Here is a 20,964-nt window from a genome sequence, read left to right as displayed (position 1 = left end):
ACCACGCTATTCGTCCGGCCCCGAGGGGTCCAGCGAAGGTTCGCCCAGGAGCTGATGGATGACGTCCTGGGAGAATCCCCGACCCGACAGGAACCGTGCGGCGCGGGCCCATGCCTTCCCGTCGGGTGGGCGAGCCGACAGTCCGCGCTTCTCCAGGGCGGTGCGCGCCGCGGCGACGGCGTCGAACTCCACCGTGGCGCGGGCGGCGTCGAGCGCGCCACGGGCCTCCTCCTCGGACAACCCATGCGCGTGGAGGCGATGGAGGACGGCCGCGGGCCCCTTGCCCCCGCTCAAGAGGGAGGCGGCGCGCTCGTGGCCGAAGCGAACGTCATCGAGGTAACCCCAGCCCTGGAGCCGGGCGAGCGCGGCTTCTCGTACAGAGGTGGGGAAGCCCTTGCGCTCCAGGGCCTGGAGCAACTCGTGCCGGGTGCGGGCTCGGGCGGCCAGCAGCTTGAGCCCCGCATCCGTGGCGCGCTGGACGGCCTCCGGTCCTTCATCCTCCGAGAGCATGGCGGGATACGTAGCATGTGGTAACAGGCGCGGGCATGCACCCTGTCCTCGCCCGCTTCCTCACCGCCGATGTCGCGAAGGAGACGCTCCGCAAGCAACAGGCGGGAGAGTTCCTCGCCCCGGAGGAGAAGTCCTTCACCGAGGCCGCCAAGGCACACCCGCGCCAGACGTCCATCCTGATGGACGTGGGAGGCCGCGTCCTGTCCTCGGATGCCCAGGCCGCGCTCGTGCTGCTGGCTGCCCATGCGTCGGCGCGCGCGCTGCTGGACGACGAGGAGCTGGGCGAGCCGGCCCGCAAGGCCCGCGCGGCGCTGGCCGAGGAAGGCGCCAGTGACGAGGAGACGGACGCGTTCATCGCCTCCATCCTCCTGGAGGAGGCCTTCGGCTACGCGCAGGACGTGGACTCGTTCGACCGTGAGTACGTGAAGGAGTCCCTGGGTGAGGTGCCCGCGCTGGCGGCGCTCACCAAGGAGGCGGTGGACGCCCTCTTCCTCGGGTTCGTGAAGGGCGCGCCGAACGACGCCGAGCGCAAGGTGCGCGAGACGATGGCCCGCGCGCTGTTCGACATCGCCTGGGAGGAAGGGCCCGCGCCCGTCAACCCCGAGCACATCGAAGCGCTGTTCGACGCGGAGATCTCCAACAAGCCCGAGGAGGAGCAGGAGGCCAAGGTGCACGCCGCCGCTCAGCTCCTCCAGGTGCTCGCGCGAGAGGGCCTGATGGGACCGCTGCGCCTGTCGCGCCTGCGCGCCATGCTGGGCGAGGAAGACGCGTAGCGACGTCGCGCTTTACGTCGAGGCCAGGCCCGTTTCGCGGATCCACCCTGAGCAGCGAGGCCCCTGCCCTTGCGGATCCGCTGGACTGGGGCGCTCGAACGGGCCCGCTCGTCCGCTGAAATGGGCGACGCGACCTCTCGATGCGCACACTCAGGCGTGCCGGCTCACCCGGTGAAACGGAGCGGCTCCCGCTCAGCACGAATCACCCAAGCGAACCGTCCCATCAGGCCGGGCGGAATGGCGTCCGCTCGGAGCGATTCGCCCAGGCCAGGCCGGCCCATCCGGTGAAACGGATGGGCTCGACCACCACTCAGCGAATCAGCTCCTGCGCAGAGCGACTCACCCAGGCAAACCGTCCCATCGGACAGTGCGGAATGGCGCCCGCGTGGAGCGCGTCGCGCGGACCGAACCGGCCCATCCGGTGAAATGGATGGGCCCGGCTCCAGCGCTCAGAAGCGTTCGATCTGGAAGTCGTCGTCCCCACCCGCCGCTGGCGCGGGAGCCGCGGCGGGCGCGGGCGCCGGACGAGGGGGCGCGGGCGCCGGAGGACGCGCGGCCTGGGCGGGTGCGGGCGGACGCGCGGCGGGGGGAGCCGTGGGCGGCGCCGGACGCTGGGCCTGGGCGGGCACCGGCGTGGGCGGAGCAGCCGGAGGCGGCGCGGCGGCCCCCGTGGGCGCTCCCTTCTGCGCGAAGGCGGCGGAGCCGGGAATCGGGCGGGCATCGCCGGGCTTGGCGTCGAAGTTGTCCCACTTCGAGTCGGACGTGCCGCTGATGCCGGAGAAGCGCAGCGCGAAGTCGTCCGGGTTGGACGCCTGGCGGTGGGCCTCCTCGTAAGTCACCAGCCCCTGCCGAACCAGGCTCATCAACGACTGGTCGAAGGTCTGCATGCCGTACGAGTCGGTGCCCTGGGCGATGGCGTCGTGAATCTCCTTCGTCCGGTCCTTGTCCTCGATGAGCTCACGCACGCGCGCGGTGACTCGCAGCACTTCGACGGCGGCCACGCGGCCCTTGCCGTCCGCGCGCGGCACCAGGCGCTGGCTGACCACGCCCTTGAGCACGCTCGCGAGCTGGATGCGCACCTGCTTCTGCTGGTGCGGAGGGAAGGCGGAGACGATGCGGTTGACGGTCTCCGTCGCGTCCAGCGTGTGCAGCGTCGACATGACGAGGTGGCCCGTCTCCGCCGCGTGCAGCGCCGTTTCGATGGTCTCGTGGTCTCGCATTTCGCCCACGAGGATGACGTCCGGGTCCTGCCGCAGCGCGCTCTTGAGCGCCTGCGCGAAGCTCATCGTGTCCACGCCCACTTCGCGCTGGTTCACGATGGAGCGCTTGTCCCGGATGAGGAACTCGATGGGGTCCTCAATCGTCATGATGTGACTGGTCTCGTTGGCGTTGATGTGGTCGATCATCGCCGCCAGCGTCGTGGACTTGCCCGAGCCCGTCGTCCCCGTCACCAGGACCAGGCCGCGCTCCTCACCACAAATCTTCGCCAGCACCTGCGGCAACAACAGGTCCTGCATGGTCATCACCTTGAACGGGATGACACGCAGCACCGCGCCCACGGTGCCTCGCTGCTGGAAGACGTTCACGCGGAAGCGACCCAGGCCCGGAACGCCGTACGCCAGGTCCACCTCGTTGCTCGACTTGAACTTCTCCTTCTGGAACTCGTTCATGATGCCGAAGGCCATGCGCGCCACCTCCTCGGGAGGGAGGCGACGACCGTCCTTCAACGGCACCAGCGAGCCATCCACCCGGAACATGGGTGGCAGACCTGCCTTGAGATGAATGTCGGAGGCACCGCCGCGCAGGGCGATCTGCAGAATCTCATTCAGTTCCATGGGCGCCTGGAATCGTAGCAGACGCCCCCGCGCCGAAGCGACCGAGGGAAGCAGTGAGTCCCGGAAAACACCACGGCGGAGACCCTCGTGAGAGAGCCTCCGCCGCGGGAGACAACCGAGCGACCAACCTGAGCGGTTAGCGCTTGGAGAACTGGAACCGGCGACGCGCGCCCGGCTGACCGTACTTCTTGCGCTCGACCGCGCGAGCATCGCGGGTGAGGAAGCCGGCCTTCTTCAGCGCCGGACGGAACTCCGGGTTGAAGGCGCACAGGGCGCGGGCGATGCCGTGACGGATGGCACCGGCCTGACCGGAGAGACCGCCGCCGCGAACGTTCACGGTGACGTCGAGCTTCCCCTTCTGCTCGAGGATCTCGAGGGGCTGATTGAGCACCATCTTCGAGGTCTCACGACCGAAGTAGTCGTTGATCTCCCGACCGTTGACGGTGACCTGACCCGTGCCGGGACGGAGCCACACGCGGGCGGTGGCTTCCTTGCGGCGGCCGGTGGCGTAGAAACCGAGCTCTTGGTGAATGGGCATGGACGTTGTCTCCCTTACGCCTCGACCGCGAACGCGGCCGGCTTCTGGGCGGCGTGCGGGTGGGTGTCACCTGCGTAGACCTTCAGCTTCGTCATCATCTGCCGGCCCAGCGCGTTGCGGGGCATCATGCGACGCACGGCGTTGAGGATGACGTCCTCGGGGTGACGCTGACGGAGCTTCTCCAGGTTGGTGATCTTCAAGCCACCCGGGAAACCCGCACGGGAGTGCCGGTAGTAGAGCTTGTCCTGCTCCTTCGTTCCCGTCACCTTCACCTTGTCGGCGTTGATGACGATGACGTGGTCGCCCGTGTCGATGGACGGCGTGTAGATGGCCTTGTGCTTGCCCTTGAGGAGGGTGGCAATCTGGCTCGCCGCGCGGCCCAGCACCTTGTCGGACACGTCAACGACGTGCCACTGGCGCTTGATGTCCCCAGCCTTCGCGCTGTAGGTCTTCTGCGACATTTCTTGCACTCCAAACTTCTCGCGGCCGCCAGGTGCATGCCGGGGGACCGCTGAACGTGCCTAACCAACCGCAGGTCCGCCGTCGAAACTCCACGGAGGCCTGGAAAGGCCGACCCTCCTAGTCGGCATGGAGGATCAAGTCAAGGTTGGCGGGGCCTCGGCCCTGGAATGCTCGCCTGCCGCCCCCACCCCACCCTACCGCCCGGGCACCCCACCGCCCCCCGGAGCCCCGGGCGCCGGCTTCTTGAAGCGCTCCTTCAGGTTCGCGAAGAAGTTCTTCTCCTCTGGCGTGGGGTCGCCTTGACGCGGCGCATCCATGGCGACGTGCTCGGCGACCTCGGCGGGCAGGTCCTCCAGGAAACGGGAGGGCGTCCGGGGCACCTCCTTGCCGCGCTTCACCCGGGTGACGGCGCGGGTGAGGTACAGCGTCTCCTTGGCGCGGGTGATGCCCACGTAGCAGAGGCGGCGCTCCTCCTCGAGGTTCTGCGCCTCGCCCTGCATGCCACCGTGGGGCATCAGGTCCTCCTCCATGCCGATGAAGAAGACGAGCCGGTACTCCAGGCCCTTGGAGGCGTGCACCGTCATCAGGGTGACGCGGCGGTTGGCGCCGGGCACGTCCTCGTCCTCCTCCTGCTTGGTGTCCAGGCTGAGGCGGTTGAGGTACGTCAGGAGGCTGGCCTTGGGGCCCTCGCGTTTCTCGAAGCGCTCCAGCGAGCCGAGCACCCCGTCCACGCCCTTGAGCTTCTTGTCCGCGCTGGTGGCGCTGGGCGCGTGGGCGCGGGTGGCCTCGCGGAAGCCAATCTCCTCCAGCAGCTTGCGCGTCACGGTGGCAAGTTGGCCGTGCTCGTAGGCCGCGCGGTAGCGCTCCACCAGCTCGACGAACTCGCGGACCTTCTCGCCGGCGCCGGGGGGCAGGTCCTCGTACTCGGTGGCCTTGCGCATCACCGTCCACAGGGTGACGCCCTCGGAGCGCGAGTGCCCGTGCAGCCGCTCCATCGTCACGTCGCCAATGCCCCGGGACGGGACGTTGACGATGCGCATGAGGGAGATTTCGTCCAGCCGGTTCACGATGACCTTGAAGTACGCGATGACGTCCTTCACCTCGCGCCGGTCGAAGAACTCGCTGCCACCGACAACCTCGTAGGGGATGCCCTTCTCGCGCAGCATCTCCTCCACCGGGTGGGACTGGCCGTTGGTCCGGTAGAGCACCGCGATGTCGTCCTCGGGGACGCCCAGCGACACGTGCTTCTGGATTTCGTGCGCGACGAAGCGGGCCTCCTCCTCGTCATTGGGGCACGCCACGATCTTGACCTTGGGACCGCCCTTGCGGTCGGTCCACATCTGCTTGGCCTTGCGCTCGGGGTTCTTCGCGATGACGGCGTTGGCCGCGTCCAGCACCATCTGCACGGAGCGATAGTTCTGCTCCAGCCGCACTTCCTTGCTGCCCGGGAAGAAGTGGTCGAAGTGGAGGATGTTGCGCACCTCCGCGCCGCGCCACGAGTAGATGCACTGGTCGTCGTCACCCACCGCGCACACGTTGCGCGACTCGCCGGCCATCAGCTTGAGCACGTCCAACTGGGCCAGGTTGGTGTCCTGGAACTCGTCCACCAGCAGATAGCGGAAACGGCGCGTGTACTTGACGTAGAGGTCCGAGTGCTCGCGCAACAGGCGCGCGGGCAGCAGGAGCAGGTCATCGAAGTCCACCGAGCCCTGCGCCTTCAGCGCGAGCTGGTAGTCCGGGTACACCATGTGGGTGATGAGGTCGTAGTCATCGCCGATGCCCTCCGGCTTGGGCTCCGGGGCCTTGCCGGAGTTCTTCGCCTTGGAGATGAGGTTGAGCACCTTGCGCGCGTCGAAGGAGCGGTCGTCGATGCGGTGCTCGCGCATGGCGCGGCGGATGATGGCCAGCTGGTCGCCCATGTCGGCAATGGCGAACTTCTTGGGCCACCCCAGGCGGTGGATATCCTCGCGGAGCATCTCCGCGCCAAAGGCGTGGAAGGTGCACACCAGCACTCCCTGCGCACGCGGCCCGGCCATGTGGACCAGGCGCTCCTTCATCTCCGTGGCCGCCTTGTTGGTGAAGGTGACGGCGAGGATGTTGCGAGCCAGGATGTGGTCTGGTCGCTCGTCGAGCAGGTGGACGATGCGGTGGGTGATGACGCGAGTCTTGCCGCTGCCAGCGCCCGCGAGGACCAGCAAGGGCCCCTGGAGGGTAACCACGGCCTCGCGCTGAGGAGGGTTGAGCTTCGAGAGGTCCATTGCGCGCGGGCCGGGGATACCCTTTGATTCGTCCGTGCGCGACAACTTTCTCCTCCGCCTCACCGCCGCCCTGCTCGCGCTCGCTCCCGGTGTCGGATGCATGGAGCGTGACGCCGCCATGGGCGAGGTGGAAGCCTCCGTGCCCGCCGCGAGCGCGCCCTGCGTGTACTTCAAGTCGCTGGCCCCCTTCCTCCCAGAGGAACTGGAAGGCTTCACCGTCGCACGGACGCAGGGCTCCACCGGCAAGTACGGCGAGGTGTCGGTGTCCGAGGCCGAGCGCCTGTTCACCCGAGGTGAGGGGCGAGAGGTGAAGGTGCGCATCGTGGACACCACGATGGGCGAGAAGATTGGGCAGGCCATCCGCGACGCGGCGGAGCGGGCCAAGGGCCGGGCACCCAGCGACCCGGCGGCGCCCATCCACTGGAAGGACGCGGTGGGCTTCGTGAGATACGACGCGGAGGAGTCGCTGGCGGAGGCCAATCTCCTGGTGGGGGACCGCTTCGTGGTGGCCGTCACCAGCCGAGGCTTCCCGGGGACGGTGGAGGTGCGGCGGGTGGCGCGAGGAATCGACCTGGCCGGGCTGGCCCGGCTTCAGTGAGCCCAGAAGAGAGCCCCAAAGACGGGCAAGGAGTGTCCCGGGTGGTGAAGGAGAAAGGTACGCGGCCAGACGCAGTGGATCCGCTCGCCGCGGAGAAGGCGGCGCGCGCGCTGGTGTCGGCGCTCGGCAAGCGGGAGTTCCTGGAGCAGTTGCAGAAGCTCACCAAGAGCTACGCGTCGGACCCCGGCAACCCGGGCTCCTACGCGTGTGAGGGCTGTCAACGCTGCGCCAACTGCATGTTCTGCAAGGACTGCGACAGCTGCTTCCAGTGCACCCACTGCACGCGGTGCGAGCTGTGCAACAACTGCTCGCACTGCGTGGAGTGCAAGAGCTGTCACGCGTGCGCCTACTGTCTGCAGAGCGAGAACTGCACCACCAGCGCGTACCTGGTGCTCTGCCGCAACCTGCAGGACTGCAACTACTGCTTCGGCTGCGTGGGGTTGGCCAAGAAGGACTTCCACATCCTCAATGTCCCCTTCCCCCGAACCGAGTACTTCAAGATCGTGGGCAAGCTGCGCAAGGAGCTGGGGCTGTCTTGAGCAGCCCCGTCGTCCCCGTGCGCGCGGTTAGAGGGCGCGCACGTAGAGGGCCTTGAGATACTCCGTCTCCCCCAACCCACCGAGCACCGGGTGGTCCAGGCCCGCGCCCCGGCGCTCCAGAATCTGAATCGGGCGCTTGGCGTCCGCCGCGGCACCGAGCAGCATCTCCTCGAAGCCCGCGCGGTCCAACTTGCCCGAGCACGAGCAGGTGACGAGCAGTCCGTCCGGCTTCAGGCACCGCAGCGCGCGCAGGTTCAGCTCGTGGTAGGCGCGCAGTGCGGTCTCCAGGCCCTCGCGGCGCTTGGCGAGCCCCGGCGGGTCCAACACGATGGTGTCGAAGCGTCGGCTCTGTGAGTCGAAGCGCTTGAGCACATCGAAGGCGTTGGCGTTCTCCACGCTGACGTTCGTCCGGTTGTTGGCGCGGGCGTTGTCGCCGATGCGCGCGGCTGCCTTCTCGTCCTGCTCCACCGCGAGCACCGACTCGCTGTTGCGAGCCAGGGCCAGCGCGAACCCACCGTGGTAGCTGAAGAGGTCCAGCGCCTCGCCCCGCGCCAGCTCTCCGGCACGCAGATGGTTGTCCACCTGGTCCAGGAACGCGCCCGTCTTCATGTCGCCCAGCAGGTCCACTTCGAAGCGGTTGTCACCCTCGTGGTACGTGAAGCGCGACTCGCCCTCGCCGTGCAGGAAGCGCGACTCGCGAGGCAGACCCTCGAAGTCGCGGCCGGAGGCGTCGTCGCGGCACACCACGTGGGTGGCGCCGGTGAGCTCCACCAGCATCTTCGCGAGGGACTCCTTGCGGGCGTCCATGCCCTCGGAGAGCGTCTGGAGCGTCAGGCCCTTGCCGTAGCGGTCCACGAAGAGGCCGGGCAGCTGGTCCGACTCACCATGCACCAGTCGCAGGCCGTCGCGGCCGGACAGCGAGGCCCTGCGCGCGAGCGCGGCCTCCAGGCGACGACGGAAGAAAAGGTCGTTCACCGGCTGCTCGCGAGGAGGCTTGCGCGTCAGCAGCCGCAGCGCCAGCGGGGAGCGCCGCGCATAGAGGGCCTGACCGATGGGGTTGCCCTGCGAGTCCACCACCAGCACCACCGCGCCAGGGCCCGTCACGTCGGGCGGGGCGGCCAGTTCGGTGCGGTACAGCCAGGGGTTTCCGGTGCGCAGGGACTTCGCGCCCTTGGGAGTCGTACGTGCAACGGGAAGCGTTACGGGGATGGCCATTCGCGTCACTCCAGGCCGCGCGCGGCCAGTTCTTCATCGTCCTCCCCTCGCAGATGCCCGATTTCGTGCAGCAATGTCACGCGAATCTGCTCGCGCAGCTCCGCCGGCGTGCGCACGGCCCTCGCCAGGTTGCGTCGGTAGAGCACCACGGAGCGGCACGGCGTCTCCGTTCCGTCGCACGGCGCGCCCAGAGGCGGCCCCCTGAACAATCCAAGGATGGTGGGCGACAGAGGAGGCTGGTTGGCCAGCAGGTCGCTCTCGGACGGCAGCTCCTCGGCGGTGACGGGCACGCCCTCCAGGTCGCTCCGCATGTCCACGGGCAGCTCGGACACGGCGCGCGCCACGTCCACGCGGAAGGCGTCCTCGCCAGGCAGGGGCGGCGTCGGGAAGTCCTCGGGCGCCAGGCTCCGGGCCTTCTCGAAGTGCGCCTGCGCCTGCTTCCACTTGCCCTCGCGCTCCAGCAACAGGCCCAGGTGCTGGTGCGCGTGCGCGGCGCGCTCCGCGTCGGAGACGAGCGACAGGAAGGCCGTCTTCGCCTCGGAGAAGCGACACAGTTCGAAGAGGGCCAGGGCTCGCTCGTAGAGCGCTTCCCTGCTTCCCGGCTCCCGGGCCAGGACGATGGCCGCGCGCGCCAGGGCCTCTTCCGCCTGGCCCAAATCGTTGAAGGCCATGGCCGCCACCAGCGCCAGGTGGGGAATCAATTCCGGAGGCGTGCCGGGGTGGGACAGACCTCGCTCGGCGTAGAGCGTGCCCAACTCGTCCCGCTCGCGCGTGGAGGGCAGTTGCACCGCGTACAGGTGCGCCGCGCCCAACAGCGCGTCCGAGTCTCCGGGGTCGATGGCGAGCGCCCGCGCGAAGGCGAGCTGGGCCTCCGGCTCCCGGCCCAGCGCGGCCAGCGCCACGCCGCGCTCGGCATGGGCCGCAGCCAGGTCCGGCTCCAGGGCCGCCGCCTGCGCCGCGCAGGACAGCGCCTCCTCGAAATGGCCCCCGTCGTAGTACCCGCGCGCCGCATCCAAGGGAGAGCTGCCTTGCGCGCGACACACCGCGAGTGGCTGCACCGGACGCGAGGCACCTTCCACCGGAGCGGCGTTGGCCGCCGGGGCCTTCACCGCGGACACCTCCGGCGGACCGGCGTCTCCCGTGTCCGGGGCCGAGGCGTTCCGCTTACACGCGGTGAGGAGGAGGCAGAGGGCGAGCAGACCGCGCCGCGACATGGGGCATCAGGCTACGGCATCACCTCGTGGCCGGGAAGCGGGGACGTGCATGCCCGCTCGGCGGGCGGCGCTCCTCCCGCGCCCGGGTGGACCATGCATCACCTCGTGACTGGGAAACGGGGACGTGCATGCCCGCTCGGCGGGCGGCGCTCCTCCCGCGCCCGGGTGGACCATGCATCACCTCGTGGCCAGGAAGCGGGGACGTGCAGGCTCGGTCGGCAGGCGACGCCCCTCCCGCGCTCGGGTGAACTAGGGTGGGCGCCCCATGAAAGACTTGATTCTGGCGTCCACGTCCAGCGCCCGCCGTGCGTTGATGGATGGCCTGGGCCTGCCCTATCGCACCTCGTCCCCCGGCGTGGACGAGACGGTGGCTCCCCACCTGTCCGCCAAGGAAGCCGTGCGAGAGCTGGCGGCCCGTAAGGCCCGTGCGGTCCACGCGCGCCACCCGGACGCCTGGGTACTGGGCGCCGACCAGCTCGTCGAAGTCGCTGGCGAGGCACTCACCAAGCCCGAGGACCGCGACGCCGCGCGCACACAGCTCGGCAAGCTATTGGGCCACACCCACGACATCCACACCGGCGTCTGCCTCGTCGGCCCCGACGGACACCTCGAGGAAGCCGTGGAGACGGCCCGCCTCACCTTCCACGCGGTGACGCCCGACGAGTTGGAGCGCTACCTGGACCTGAACGAGTGGGAGGGCTGCTGCGGCAGCTACCGCGTGGAAGGCGCGGGACAGGCGCTGCTGGCGCGCCTGGAGGGAGACCGCGCCAACGTGCAGGGACTGCCCATGGTGACGGTGGTGCGACTGCTGCGGCGGGCCGGCTTCTCGTTCTTCGAGCGCCGGTAGCGCAGCGCCTCCGTCAGCCCGCGGTGGACAGCTCCGCGAGAATCTCCTGGTACGCGGCGCGGGCCTTGTCTGACTGGTCCGCCTTGAAGCTGGCCGCCGCCACCACCGGGTGCCCGCCGCCACCGAACCGGCCCGCAATCGCGGACAGGTCGTGCTTGCGCAGCTCCGGCTTCCACGGGTTCGAGCCGATGGACACCTTGGCGCGCGCCGCGCCCTTGCCCACCCACAGCGTGTAGCGCGCGTCCGGATAGAGCGCGTACGCGATGAACTTGTTGAGGCTGTCCACGCCCTCGTCCACCAGGTCGAAGAAGACGACGCCGCGCTCGTAGCGGGCCTTCGCTCGCACCAGCTCGATGTGGCCCTGGTGACGCGAGAGCAGCGGGGCCAGCGGCGTGGCGATGAGCGGCGAGGCGGCGAGCTCCGCGAGCGACTCCGACTGCATGCGCCGGATGACCTCGGGGATGAGCGCCGGGTCCTTGTTCGCCTCCAGCACCGTCATGATGCGCAGCGCGGGCTCCTCCAACGCCACCGCCATCCGCGGCGAAGGGAACTGCGCGCCGTCGATGATTTCCGCCCAGTGGATGAGGTCCGAGAGCGACGAAGCGTCCCAGCCGAAGCGCTCGTGCGCCACGTCCGCCAGGTACTTCGTGCAGCTCTTGCGGTGTCCGTCGTGGAACTTGCGCCCGCTGGTGTCCGCGCGGAAGTGCGCCTCGTCCCCCGGCTGCTGGAAGGCGGAGGCATGGTGGTCGAACCACCACGTCAGCCGCGCGTCCTGGCTGTAGCGGAAGTCGACGATGACGTTCTCCTCGCCGGTGAACACCGCCGGGTCGATGCCCTCCGCGCCCGGCTTGTGATTCAGCCCCTGGTAGCCAAAGGCCGCGTCCGCGCGGACTCGCTCCCGGTAGAAGCGGGAGAACACCGCGGCGCTCGCGGCACCGTCGAAGCAGTTGTCGTGGAAGAGGACCTGAACGTTCATGGCGGGCCGCCCTTTACTGCAACGCGAGGCCCTCGCCCACCGCCGCGAAGGCCGCGGCCCCCTGCGCCTCGCCCGTCTGTGCATCACCCGACCCGGCGGCGACCACGGCGAGCCCCACCAGTCGACCATCCGCCAGGAGCCCGCAACCCAACGTGCCTCGCGCTCCCGCCGACGTGTTCAGCGCGTAGAGCTGCGTGCGTCCGCCCAGCGCCGTCGGAGCAGGCCGCGTCAACGGCGCGTCCGATGCGCCTCCCAGCGAGCGCAGCAGGCCCTGACACCCCGTCGCCAGTGACACGCCCGGCGTGCGCTCCACCCACAGCAGGCCATAGCGCCCTCGCGCCGCGTCGCCGAAACCGACGCCACTGCCGTGCAGCGTCGCCGTGGGCAGCCGCAGGTGCGTGGAGAGCTGCTCGCGCGTCAGCCGCTCCCAGCCCACGGGCAGCTCCAGCCGGTACCCCAGCTCACTGCCCACCAGGAGCTGCCGGACACCCCCTCCGCCACCGGGCGTCACGGTCCCCGGCATCGCGAGCAGCGCCGCCGATACCAGCGCCACCGCGAGCCCCAGGCCCAGACCCGCGTGCCGCCGCGCCACGCCCGGCTCGCCCACCACCAGCGTCAGCGCCACCACACCCAACACGAAGTAGGCCACGTGCACCGGAGCCGTCGGCGCCGCGCGCGCGAGCCACGCCGTGGCCAGCAGTTGCACCACCAGCCCCGTCTGCGCGAGCCCCTTCGCGGGGCCCCGGTTGAGCATCAGCACCAGCGCGAGCACCAGGTCCAGCGCCACCAGCCCGTACGTCCACGACGGGTCCTGGAGTGAGCCCACCACTCCGCCCGCGCGCAGGAACCACGCCGCCGCGCTCGCGCCCAGCACGCCCGCCACGGGGCCCGGATGCGCGGACACCGCGCTCGTCACCAGGTCGCCACCGAACACCGTGGCGTCGTCGTCCACCGCGTCCCCCAGCCTGGCCAGCGGCGTGCGACCGGCCTTCTTGTACGACTGCAGATGGTCGAAGGGCTCGCCGCAGGAAGGACAGGCAGTGGCACCCCGGGGGATGGGGCTATGACCGCAGCTCGGGCAGAGGGTCTGAGGCATGGGCCGGCGTATACCGCACTGAACACTCCTCCCACGAGAGCGCGACTCGCGTGTCAGTCCCTACCCCGCACTGCCAATTTTTCGACCAAAAGGGCGGGGCTTCAATGACACCTGAGTCATTCAAGACTGAGCACACTCGCAGTCCTTGCGGCTTCTGGCCGACTCTCAACTCTTGAACGAAACGTCGAGATTCCAGGGCTGGCTGAACGAAAAATCTCGACAGAACGAGGAATCGGTTCCCAACCCCGACGTTTACCGTGGGGTGGTGAACCTGGAACCCTGCTTCATCACAGGGAAAACCCGTAGTGCGTGTTACCTGCCAGGTGACCTGCCGACTGGCACCTCGTCTGCATATGTCAGACCCCAGGTGTACTCACCCGCGCTGAACCGCGTGGTGGGAGGAGCACATGGCCAAGAGGACGACACGCAAGAGCGTCACGGTCCGCAGGCAGGGTCGCCGGGTGATGCCGGCGCTCCGGCGGACGGCTCAGCGGGCCCGGGTGGCCGCTGAGAAGGCCCAGCTCACCTTGGGGGAAGTCATCGCCGCGGCCTTCGACACGGCCGGTGGTGAGCTCGGTGAAGCGCTGGAGGTGATGACCTCGCCCCAGATGGCGCGCGCGCTGGGGCGCCGCATCGTCGTCGTGGGCTGAAGCACGACGGCGCCACAAGGCTCGCCCGGGCCGCGCCCTCGACTCGGGGACGTGGCCGGGAGCCCTGGGCGTCAGTCCGCCGCCAGCAGCTCGCTGGTGTAGTGCTGCAGGGTGGGCTCGCCCGCGAGTGCACGCGAGAAGTCCTCGGCGTTGTTCGGGTGCACCAGGAAGGTGCCCGCCCGCGTCTCCAGGCGCACAGGCTCCGCGTCCGGGTGCGGGTCAGCGGCCACGGTGCCACCGCCGCCACCGTCCAGCCGCGCGGTCCGCACGGAAGCGCAGCCGGCGGACAGCAGGACACCGAGCATCACGAGGCCAGTCTTCATCCGAGTCCTCCAGGGCACGGCCCCACGGATGGCGGGCCATGGGCCCCTGCCTGTTCCGGTGACACTCCGAGCCGCAAGGCCCGACGCGTCGCGCGCGGAGGACGGAGGGCCCGCGCTCCGGACACCTCACCGGGACGCGGGCCGAGCCCCTTGAGAGCATGGACTACTGGGGCTGCCATCGTGGCCGAACAAGGCCCGGCACGTCGCGCGCGGAGGACGGAAGGCCCGCGCTCCGGACACCTCACCGGGACGCGGGCAGAGCCCCTCGAGAGCCTGGACTACCGGGGCTGCCAGCTCGGCCGAGCAAGACCCGACGCTCCGCGCGCGGAGGACGGAAGGCCCGCGCTCCGGACACTTCACCGGAACGCGGGCCGAGCACCGTGAGGAACTGGACTACCGGGGCTGCCAGCGCGGCCGGTGGTCGTCGCTGTCACTCGTCTGGAGGGTGTAGCCCGCCCTCGGATGGACGATGGCCGCGTTCACCGGAGCGCCGGTGGCCGGGTCGATCTGCTGGACGTTGAGCTGGCCCATCTTGATGAAGGCGACGAAGCGGCCGTCCGGAGAGAACGACGGGAGCGTGCCGTCATCCGCGAGCCGCACCTCGGTGGTGCTGGCGGTGCCATCCGCCGGGTTGATGGCGCGCAGGAAGATGACGTTGCCCGGGCGCGTCTCGCACGGCGACGGGGCTCCGCCGCACAGCACCGCATCTCCTGTGGTGGGCTTGAAGTAGTACGCGCGCACGTACGCGGACCAGGTCCCGTCCGGGGACCAGATGGGGCTGGCGATGAACGTGTTGATGGCGCCGTCCGTGGCCGCCTCCGAGGAGACGTCCGCGACGAGCTGGGGCTGGGCTCCCCCCGTCACGTTGACCGAGTACAGCCGGAACAGCGGCACGGGGGTGGGGTCCCCGGAGAAGACCACCGTCTCGTTGTTCGGGTTGGCGAGGTACAGGAGCTGGGCGTTGGCGCGGTTGTAGTGCGCCTGCTCCGCGGTGGTCCCCGCGCTCGTCAGCGGCGTCGGCGCGGCGCCGAGCGTGGAGGTCAACAATCCCTCCCCCATGATGTTGTAGACGAAGGTCGTGCCGTCGGCGGCCCAGTCGGGGAACGCGCCTGTCGTCGTGGCCTGCGTCACCACGCCACCGGCCGCATCCGTGGTCACCACGGAGATGCCAGAGCGGCTGCTGCCGTTCTGGCGCACCCAGGCGATGTAGCTGCTCGGCTCCCACTCCATGGAGCGGAAGCTCTCCGTATTGCCCGAGCCACCATCGGCGAGGACCTGTGCCTGCCCCGCGACGAGCGGGAGGTCGCGCACCGTCAGGTTGCCAGCGACCTTCTCCGCGGAGGTGTCCACTGCGCCCTGCGCGAAGGAGACACGCGTGCCGCCCGGCCCCCAGCGCGGGTAGCGGCTGTCGCTGTCCCCTTCCGACAGCACCGTCACGCCCGGCGTGTCGTAGCGCATGGACAGCGCCTTGGAGACGCCCGCGTCGTCACGTCCCGTCACCGCGATCTGCTGCGCCTGGCACGTCAGCGGAGTGCCTTCACAGCGCAGGCCCGCGATGCAGTCCCCCGAGGCCGCGCAGCTCTCACCCTTGCCCGCCGTGCCCTGACCTCCACCGTCCACCGGCCCCGCATCCAGCTCGCCCGCGTCGGGCACGCCCGCATCCGGAACACCCGCATCCACCTCCGGCACGCCCGCGTCCGGCTCTCCCGCGTCCGGGTCCGGATCGACGACGGCGATGGGACGCTGCTCACACTTGTTGTCGCCGGTACAAACCCACTCCTGCCCCTCGGCGGGTTGGCCCTTGTCCGTGCGGCAGTCGAACTGGTCGACGCACTCGTCGGAACAGCCCGACGAGAGTACCCACAGCGCGCAACACAGCGCACCGACAACTCGCTTGTTCATATTGAATGCCCCTCCAAAAGAATGGAGGGGTATAGCCTCGGGTGGATGACGGCGATGGGCCCCCAGGGTGGGTTGCTCGAGCGTGTTCCTGAATGAACGGCGATTGCCCACGGCGTGATGAATGATCGACACCCACTGCCATCTCGACGCGACTCGATTCGATGAGGACCGGACCCTCGTGCTGGAGCGAGCCTGGGCCGCGGGCCTTCAGGGAATCCTCATCCCCGGCATCGGCACGCACGACTGGGAGCCCCTGTTGGAGTTGTCCCGACAGGAGGCTCGCATCCAGGTGGGCCTGGGCATCCATCCCCAGCTCCTGCCGGAGATGACTCCAGCGGAGGACGACGCGGCGCTGGAGCTGCTCGACGCGCTCTTGGCGAAGGGCGGCGCGGTGGCAGTGGGCGAGTGTGGACTCGACGGTCCATCCCTCCCCGGCGCGCCGCTGGAGCGGCAGGTGTCGGTGCTCCGGCGCCACCTGGCGCTCGCGCGCAAGTACCAGCTTCCGGTGTTGATGCATTGTCACCGGCTCCATCCGGCGCTCATGGACCTGCTCAAGCAGGAGGAGATGCCGGAGGCGGGCGTGCTCATGCACAGCTACAGCGGCGGCGTGGAGCTGGCGAAGTTCTATCTCCAGAAGGGCTGCCACTTCTCCTTCGCGGGCGCGGTGACCTGGGCGGAGGCACGCAAGCCGCTGGACGCGCTGCGCGCCATCCCCCTGGAGCGGCTGATGGCGGAGACGGACGCGCCGGACCAGGCGCCCACCCCCCACCGGGGAGGCCGCTCCGAGCCGGCCTACCTGCCCCACATCCTGGAGGGGATGGCGCGCGTGCGGGGGGAGCCCCTGGACGAGGTCGCCCAGCGGACGACCGAGAATGCCCGCCGCCTGTTCCGGGAAGGTTTTCCCCCCGCTTCGCGGTAGGCGAGCGGTCGCGTTATAGAGGACTCCCATGAACCCGCAGCCCCCACCGCCCGCCCCTCCTCAGCCCGAGCCCCAGCCCGCCACCCCGCCGAATGTGGCGACAGGCTCGCTCGCCCGTCCCTTCAAGCTGTCCCGGCGCTTCGACCGCACGGGTCGACTGCTGGGCGACACGGCGATGGAGCGGCTGGCCAATGCGCGCGTGGTGGTGTTCGGCCTGGGCGGCGTGGGCAGCTACGCGGCCGAGGGCCTGGTGCGCAGCGGCATCGGCCACCTCACGCTGGTGGACCACGATGACGTGTGCGTCACCAACACCAACCGCCAGCTCCACGCGACGGTGAAGGCCGTGGGCAAGCCGAAGGCGGAGCTGATGGCGCAGCGCTGCCGGGAAATCAACCCGGAGGCCCGCATCGAAGCGGTGCGCGAGTTCTACCGCGAGGAAATCGCCGAGCAGATGCTCCAGGCCGGCCAGTACGACTTCGTCGTCGACGCCATCGACAACGTGAAGGCGAAGCTGCACCTGTTGCACCGCTGCGTGTCGCTGGGCATTCCGGTGGTCAGCTCCATGGGCGCCGCCGCGCGACTGGACCCCACTGCCATTCGCGTGGAGGACCTGTCCGAGACGCACATGGACCCGTTCGCCAAGGACATCCGCAAGCTGCTCAAGCGCAAGTACGGCGTGGAGACGGACCGGCACACCGGCATCACCGCCGTCTACTCCATCGAAGCGCGGCGCATGCCGGTGGCCCTCAATTACGACGACGCCACCGATGGCTTCCTCTGCGTGTGCCCGAACGACAACGACTTCCACACGTGCGACCACCGCACGCAGATTGATGGCAGCGTGTCCTTCGTCACGTCGTGCTTCGGGATGAACGCGGCCGGCGTCGTCGTGCGCCGGCTGGCCTCCACCCGCTAGCGCCTCACGCCACCTGCTGGGGCGCGGCCTGCTGCGCCACCACGGCGGCCTCGCGCCCGCAGGGACGGCGGAACACGCAGCGCATGCACGGCGACAGGGACTCCGACACTGGAAAGGCGGACGCGTCCAGCGGCGTGTTCGTCGCGGGGTCCTTCAAGAGCGCGCGCATCTTCGCCACGCTCGTCTCGAAGTGCTGGTGGAAGGACTCCATGGCGCCCAGGTCCACCTGGACGTCGTGCTCCTTGCCCTCGTTGAGATACACCAGCGACGCGCGCACCTTCTCCACCGGGAAGCGGTAGCGCTGCGACACGTAGAGCGCATAGCCGAGCACCTGCTCGTCATAGCCGTCGCGCGACTTGCCCGTCTTCCAGTCCACCACGACGGGCGTACCGTCCGCGTCGACGAAGGCGAAGTCGGGGATGGCGAACACCTTCAGCCCGTTCAGCGTGAAGTGGGCGAAGTCGAAGCCCGCGTCCACCTCCAGCCACTGCTCGGGCTTGAGGCCCTTGGCGATGACGGGCCAGCGCGACGTGAAGAACCACGCCAGCGCCGCGCGCACCGTCTCCCAGTTCTGTTTCCAGGCTTCGTCGGCCAGCGTCTCGCCGTACTCGTGCTCGACGAGTCCGGTGAAGGGCTTGCGGTACTTCTGCGTCCAGTAGAGCTTCCCGCGCGAGTGGCGGAAGTCGTCCTGCATCACCTTGCGGGCCCGCGCTTCCACCGCGGCCGGGTCGACGGTGCGCCCCGCGCGCCAGTCCAGCAGCACGTCCTTGATCTGCTCGTGCACGATGCTGCCCGCCCAACTGAAGCGGTTGGCCAGCTTCTTCAGCACGTACAGCTCCCGCACGTCCCTCGGCGCGTCCGGCTCCCAGCCGCCCCACGAGCGGTAGTAATAGAAGTAGTAGGAGCGCAGGCATTCGGAGAACTTCTCGTGGCGGCTCTTGGACCAGGAGAAGTCGTTGCTGAGAGGGGGGCGCCGCATGGAAGCGGCGCATCCTAGGCGTTCGCTCGCTCCACCAGAAGGGGAACAGGCGAGGAAACGAGCCCTCGGGGTAGGTTGAATGACAGTCCGGGTGGGTTACCCCAAGAGTATGGTCTCCGGCACCATGAAGAGCCAACCCTTCAAGGAGCGAGTGGTCCTCATCACGGGAGCTTCCAGCGGCATCGGCCGCGCGGCGGCTCGGGCCTACGCGGCGGCGGGGGCGAATATCGTGCTCGCCGCCCGGCGGCTGGAGCGCCTGGAGGACGCGGCCCGTGAAGTGGAGTCACTCGGCGTCAGGGCACTGTCCGTGCGGTGCGACGTGACGCGCAGCGAGGATGTGGAGCGCCTCATGCGTGAGACGCAGGCCGCCTTCGGTGGGCTGGACGTGCTGGTGAACAACGCGGGCCAGGGCCTTTACGGGCCGCTGGCGTCCATCAGCGAGGAGCAGCTCCGACAGGTCTTCGAGCTGAACGTGTTCGCGCTGTGGCGGGTGACTCGCGCCGCGCTGCCTCTCTTGCGCGGACGGCGCGGGGCGCAGGTGGTGAATGTCAGCTCCGTGTTGGGACATCGCGGGTTGCCGCTGCTGGGCGGGTACTGCGCGTCGAAGGCCGCGGTGAACGCGATGACGGAGTCGCTGCGCACGGAGCTGGCGACGGAGGGCATCCGCGTGCTGCTCGTGTCCCCGGGCTTTACCGAGAGCGAGTTTCGCGAGCACCGGTTGAACGCGGAGGGCTGGGCGCAGGAGGCCGTTCCGTTGAAGGCCATGTCGTCGGAGGAGGTCGCCGCTTCGATGGTGCGCGCGAGCGTGCGCGGACGGCGCGACACCATCCTCACCCTCCCTGGCCGCGTCATGGTACTGGCCAACCGGTTCGTCCCCGGCCTGTTCGACCGTGTTGCCCACCGCATGGCAAACCCCGTGAAGAAAGACGCATGAGTCCCCGCAGTCGCCCCGCGAAGCGCGCCGCCACTCCGGTCGTCCAGACACAGCTCGGGATGCTCGACCTGGGTGCGGCGACCCCGAATGGTCCCGTGACGGAGCAGGACTCGGTTCGTCCCCGCCGGGGGCGTCCGCCGCGCACGCCTGGAGCCACGCTCGACAAGTCCTCGGATCTCGTCGACGCGGCGCCTCCCATGGAGCCTCCCCGTGCGAAGCGCGGTCGCCCGCCGCGCACCGCCGTGTCGTCCCGTGTTCCCACGGTGACTCCGAGTGCCGCGCACCTCGCCTCGGTCCGTGGGCCGTTGCTGGATTGGTACGACCGGAACAAGCGTGACCTGCCCTGGCGCCGGACGAAGGACCCGTACGCCATCTGGCTGAGCGAGGTCATGCTCCAGCAGACGCAGGTGGCCACCGTCATTCCTTACTGGGAGCGCTTCCTCAAGCGCTTCCCCACCCTGCTCGCCCTCGCCTCCGCGCCGTTGGATGACGTGCTCTCTGGCTGGAAGGGCCTGGGCTACTACTCGCGCGCTCGCAACCTGCACCGCGCCGCCCAGGAGATGGTGTCGCGCTTTGGCGGCAAGCTGCCCTCCACCGCCGAGGAGTTGCTCACCCTCCCCGGCTTCGGCCGCTACACCTCCGGCGCCGTGGCCTCCATCGCCTTCGGGGAGGAAGCTCCGCTCGTCGATGGCAACGTCGCTCGCGTGCTGTCGCGCCTCTTCGAAGTCGAGGGCCTCCCCGGCGACCGCGAGCGCGAGGCCACGCTCTGGGACCTCGCCACCCTGCTGGTCAAGGGAGAGAGGCCCGGTGACTTCAACCAGGCCCTCATGGAGCACGGCGCCACGACGTGCCGTCCGGAGAACCCGCTGTGCCTGCTGTGCCCCGTGCGCACCGGCTGCGTCGCCTTCCGCAAGGGCCGCGTGGATGAGCTGCCTCCCGCCAAGATTCGCGCCGCGCCGAAGAAGCTGACACTGGCCCTCGCCGTCTGGGCCCACGCGGACACGTTGCTGTTCGCCCGGCGCGCGGACTCCGGCCTCTTCGGCGGATTGTGGGAGCTTCCCGCCGTCGAGGTGGACGAGGACGCCACCGAGCCGGAGACCACGCTTCGCCTCACCGCCGCGCTGGGGGTGGGCGTGAAGCTGGAGGCAATGCTGGGGTCGGTGAAGCGCCAGCTCACCCACCGCGACCTCACGCTGCGCCTCTATCGCGTCTCGGGCCCGCTGCGCCCCACCCGCTCGGCGGCGTTCCAGGAGCTTCGCTGGTGCACGCCCTCCGAGGCGGCGACGCTCGGCATGAGCACCGCGATGCAGCGCGCGCTCGACGCGGCGATGACCGCGCTGAAGTAGGGCCGTGCCTGCTTGCCCTGTCTCGCGAGTCACGCCACATCCACGTCACGCGTGGGTCCGGTTGTCCACCGTGCGACACGGCCTGCCACGTCGTGTCGCGTCGCCAACCTCCGACGCACCGGGTCGCTTTCGCG

At 69.6% G+C, this 20,964-nt stretch carries 21 protein-coding genes; 9 read left to right on the top strand and 12 right to left on the bottom strand.

The genetic code is table 11. The features are described from left to right. Window positions 1-6: 6 nt before the first annotated feature. Window positions 7-510, bottom strand: a complete 504-nt coding sequence (locus tag G4D83_RS22300) for a regulatory protein RecX (RefSeq protein WP_163866810.1) — start codon at window positions 508-510, stop codon at window positions 7-9. A gap of 35 nt (window positions 511-545) precedes the next feature. On the opposite strand from G4D83_RS22300, the gene G4D83_RS22295 reads away from it, so the two are divergent. Beyond that, window positions 546-1,283, top strand: a complete 738-nt coding sequence (locus G4D83_RS22295; RefSeq protein ID WP_163866809.1) for a hypothetical protein — start codon at window positions 546-548, stop codon at window positions 1,281-1,283. A 449-nt stretch (window positions 1,284-1,732) separates the two neighbouring features. Here G4D83_RS22295 and G4D83_RS22290 read toward each other — a convergent pair whose 3' ends face one another. From G4D83_RS22290 to G4D83_RS22275, 4 genes are all read right to left on the bottom strand, one after another. Further along, window positions 1,733-3,118, bottom strand: a complete 1,386-nt coding sequence (locus G4D83_RS22290) for a type IV pilus twitching motility protein PilT (protein WP_163866808.1) — start codon at window positions 3,116-3,118, stop codon at window positions 1,733-1,735. Window positions 3,119-3,254: 136 nt separating this feature from the next. After that, window positions 3,255-3,656 carry a 30S ribosomal protein S9 gene (gene rpsI / locus G4D83_RS22285; RefSeq protein ID WP_163866807.1) on the bottom strand — a complete coding sequence of 134 codons (402 nt, stop codon included), beginning with the start codon at window positions 3,654-3,656 and terminating at the stop codon, window positions 3,255-3,257. 14 nt (window positions 3,657-3,670) lie between these two features. After that, a complete protein-coding gene (rplM, locus tag G4D83_RS22280; protein WP_163866806.1) occupies window positions 3,671-4,117 on the bottom strand; it encodes a 50S ribosomal protein L13 in 447 nt (148 codons plus the stop codon). A 195-nt stretch (window positions 4,118-4,312) separates the two neighbouring features. Further along, a complete protein-coding gene (locus G4D83_RS22275) occupies window positions 4,313-6,376 on the bottom strand; it encodes an ATP-dependent helicase (RefSeq protein ID WP_163866805.1) in 2,064 nt (687 codons plus the stop codon). Window positions 6,377-6,494: 118 nt separating this feature from the next. Here G4D83_RS22275 and G4D83_RS22270 point away from each other — a divergent pair, with 118 nt between their 5' ends. Both G4D83_RS22270 and G4D83_RS22265 read left to right on the top strand, forming a co-directional pair. Further along, window positions 6,495-6,974 (top strand): hypothetical protein, encoded by a 480-nt coding sequence (locus G4D83_RS22270; protein WP_163866885.1) that lies wholly within the window; start codon window positions 6,495-6,497, stop codon window positions 6,972-6,974. Between the two features lie 41 nt (window positions 6,975-7,015). Further along, window positions 7,016-7,513, top strand: a complete 498-nt coding sequence (locus tag G4D83_RS22265; protein WP_176437509.1) for a caib/baif family protein — start codon at window positions 7,016-7,018, stop codon at window positions 7,511-7,513. A gap of 27 nt (window positions 7,514-7,540) precedes the next feature. Here G4D83_RS22265 and G4D83_RS22260 read toward each other — a convergent pair whose 3' ends face one another. After that, complete coding sequence (locus G4D83_RS22260; protein ID WP_163866803.1) at window positions 7,541-8,728, bottom strand: class I SAM-dependent rRNA methyltransferase; 1,188 nt, start codon at window positions 8,726-8,728, stop codon at window positions 7,541-7,543. A gap of 5 nt (window positions 8,729-8,733) precedes the next feature. Beyond that, the gene (locus G4D83_RS46905) at window positions 8,734-9,942 is read right to left on the bottom strand and encodes a metallopeptidase family protein (RefSeq protein ID WP_163866802.1); all 1,209 of its coding nucleotides are present in this window, start codon (window positions 9,940-9,942) and stop codon (window positions 8,734-8,736) included. A gap of 265 nt (window positions 9,943-10,207) precedes the next feature. Here G4D83_RS46905 and G4D83_RS22250 point away from each other — a divergent pair, with 265 nt between their 5' ends. Next, on the top strand, window positions 10,208-10,789 hold the full coding sequence (locus G4D83_RS22250; RefSeq protein WP_163866801.1) for a Maf family protein: 582 nt from the start codon (window positions 10,208-10,210) through the stop codon (window positions 10,787-10,789). Between the two features lie 13 nt (window positions 10,790-10,802). Here the strand turns inward: G4D83_RS22250 and G4D83_RS22245 are convergent, their stop codons facing one another. Together G4D83_RS22245 and G4D83_RS22240 are read right to left on the bottom strand one after the other, a co-directional pair. Continuing rightward, window positions 10,803-11,765, bottom strand: a complete 963-nt coding sequence (locus G4D83_RS22245) for a DHH family phosphoesterase (RefSeq protein WP_163866800.1) — start codon at window positions 11,763-11,765, stop codon at window positions 10,803-10,805. A gap of 13 nt (window positions 11,766-11,778) precedes the next feature. Then, the gene (locus tag G4D83_RS22240; protein ID WP_163866799.1) at window positions 11,779-12,861 is read right to left on the bottom strand and encodes a zinc ribbon domain-containing protein; all 1,083 of its coding nucleotides are present in this window, start codon (window positions 12,859-12,861) and stop codon (window positions 11,779-11,781) included. Window positions 12,862-13,268: 407 nt separating this feature from the next. On the opposite strand from G4D83_RS22240, the gene G4D83_RS22235 reads away from it, so the two are divergent. Further along, window positions 13,269-13,511 carry a hypothetical protein gene (locus G4D83_RS22235; protein WP_163866798.1) on the top strand — a complete coding sequence of 81 codons (243 nt, stop codon included), beginning with the start codon at window positions 13,269-13,271 and terminating at the stop codon, window positions 13,509-13,511. Window positions 13,512-13,582: 71 nt separating this feature from the next. Here G4D83_RS22235 and G4D83_RS22230 read toward each other — a convergent pair whose 3' ends face one another. Beyond that, window positions 13,583-13,834, bottom strand: a complete 252-nt coding sequence (locus G4D83_RS22230) for a hypothetical protein (protein ID WP_163866797.1) — start codon at window positions 13,832-13,834, stop codon at window positions 13,583-13,585. A 393-nt stretch (window positions 13,835-14,227) separates the two neighbouring features. Then, window positions 14,228-15,736, bottom strand: a complete 1,509-nt coding sequence (locus G4D83_RS22225; RefSeq protein ID WP_163866796.1) for a TolB family protein — start codon at window positions 15,734-15,736, stop codon at window positions 14,228-14,230. 121 nt (window positions 15,737-15,857) lie between these two features. On the opposite strand from G4D83_RS22225, the gene G4D83_RS22220 reads away from it, so the two are divergent. Continuing rightward, window positions 15,858-16,655, top strand: coding sequence for a TatD family hydrolase (locus G4D83_RS22220; RefSeq protein WP_163866795.1), 798 nt, complete (start codon window positions 15,858-15,860; stop codon window positions 16,653-16,655). A 28-nt stretch (window positions 16,656-16,683) separates the two neighbouring features. Beyond that, the gene (locus G4D83_RS22215) at window positions 16,684-17,571 is read left to right on the top strand and encodes a tRNA threonylcarbamoyladenosine dehydratase (protein WP_163866794.1); all 888 of its coding nucleotides are present in this window, start codon (window positions 16,684-16,686) and stop codon (window positions 17,569-17,571) included. 4 nt (window positions 17,572-17,575) lie between these two features. Here the strand turns inward: G4D83_RS22215 and G4D83_RS22210 are convergent, their stop codons facing one another. Further along, window positions 17,576-18,550: a PD-(D/E)XK nuclease family protein gene (locus G4D83_RS22210; protein WP_163866793.1), complete on the bottom strand. Its 975-nt coding sequence runs from the start codon at window positions 18,548-18,550 to the stop codon at window positions 17,576-17,578. 109 nt (window positions 18,551-18,659) lie between these two features. Here G4D83_RS22210 and G4D83_RS22205 point away from each other — a divergent pair, with 109 nt between their 5' ends. Together G4D83_RS22205 and mutY are read left to right on the top strand one after the other, a co-directional pair. Next, window positions 18,660-19,484: an SDR family oxidoreductase gene (locus G4D83_RS22205; RefSeq protein WP_163866792.1), complete on the top strand. Its 825-nt coding sequence runs from the start codon at window positions 18,660-18,662 to the stop codon at window positions 19,482-19,484. Window positions 19,485-19,681: 197 nt separating this feature from the next. Next, window positions 19,682-20,830 (top strand): A/G-specific adenine glycosylase, encoded by a 1,149-nt coding sequence (gene mutY / locus G4D83_RS22200; protein ID WP_163866884.1) that lies wholly within the window; start codon window positions 19,682-19,684, stop codon window positions 20,828-20,830. Window positions 20,831-20,964 lie beyond the last annotated feature (134 nt).

The organism is Myxococcus eversor (genome assembly GCF_010894455.1).
Taxonomy (GTDB): domain Bacteria; phylum Myxococcota; class Myxococcia; order Myxococcales; family Myxococcaceae; genus Myxococcus; species Myxococcus eversor.
The sequence above is the reverse complement of the archived record's forward strand: the minus strand, read 5'-3'. Positions and strand labels throughout refer to the sequence as shown.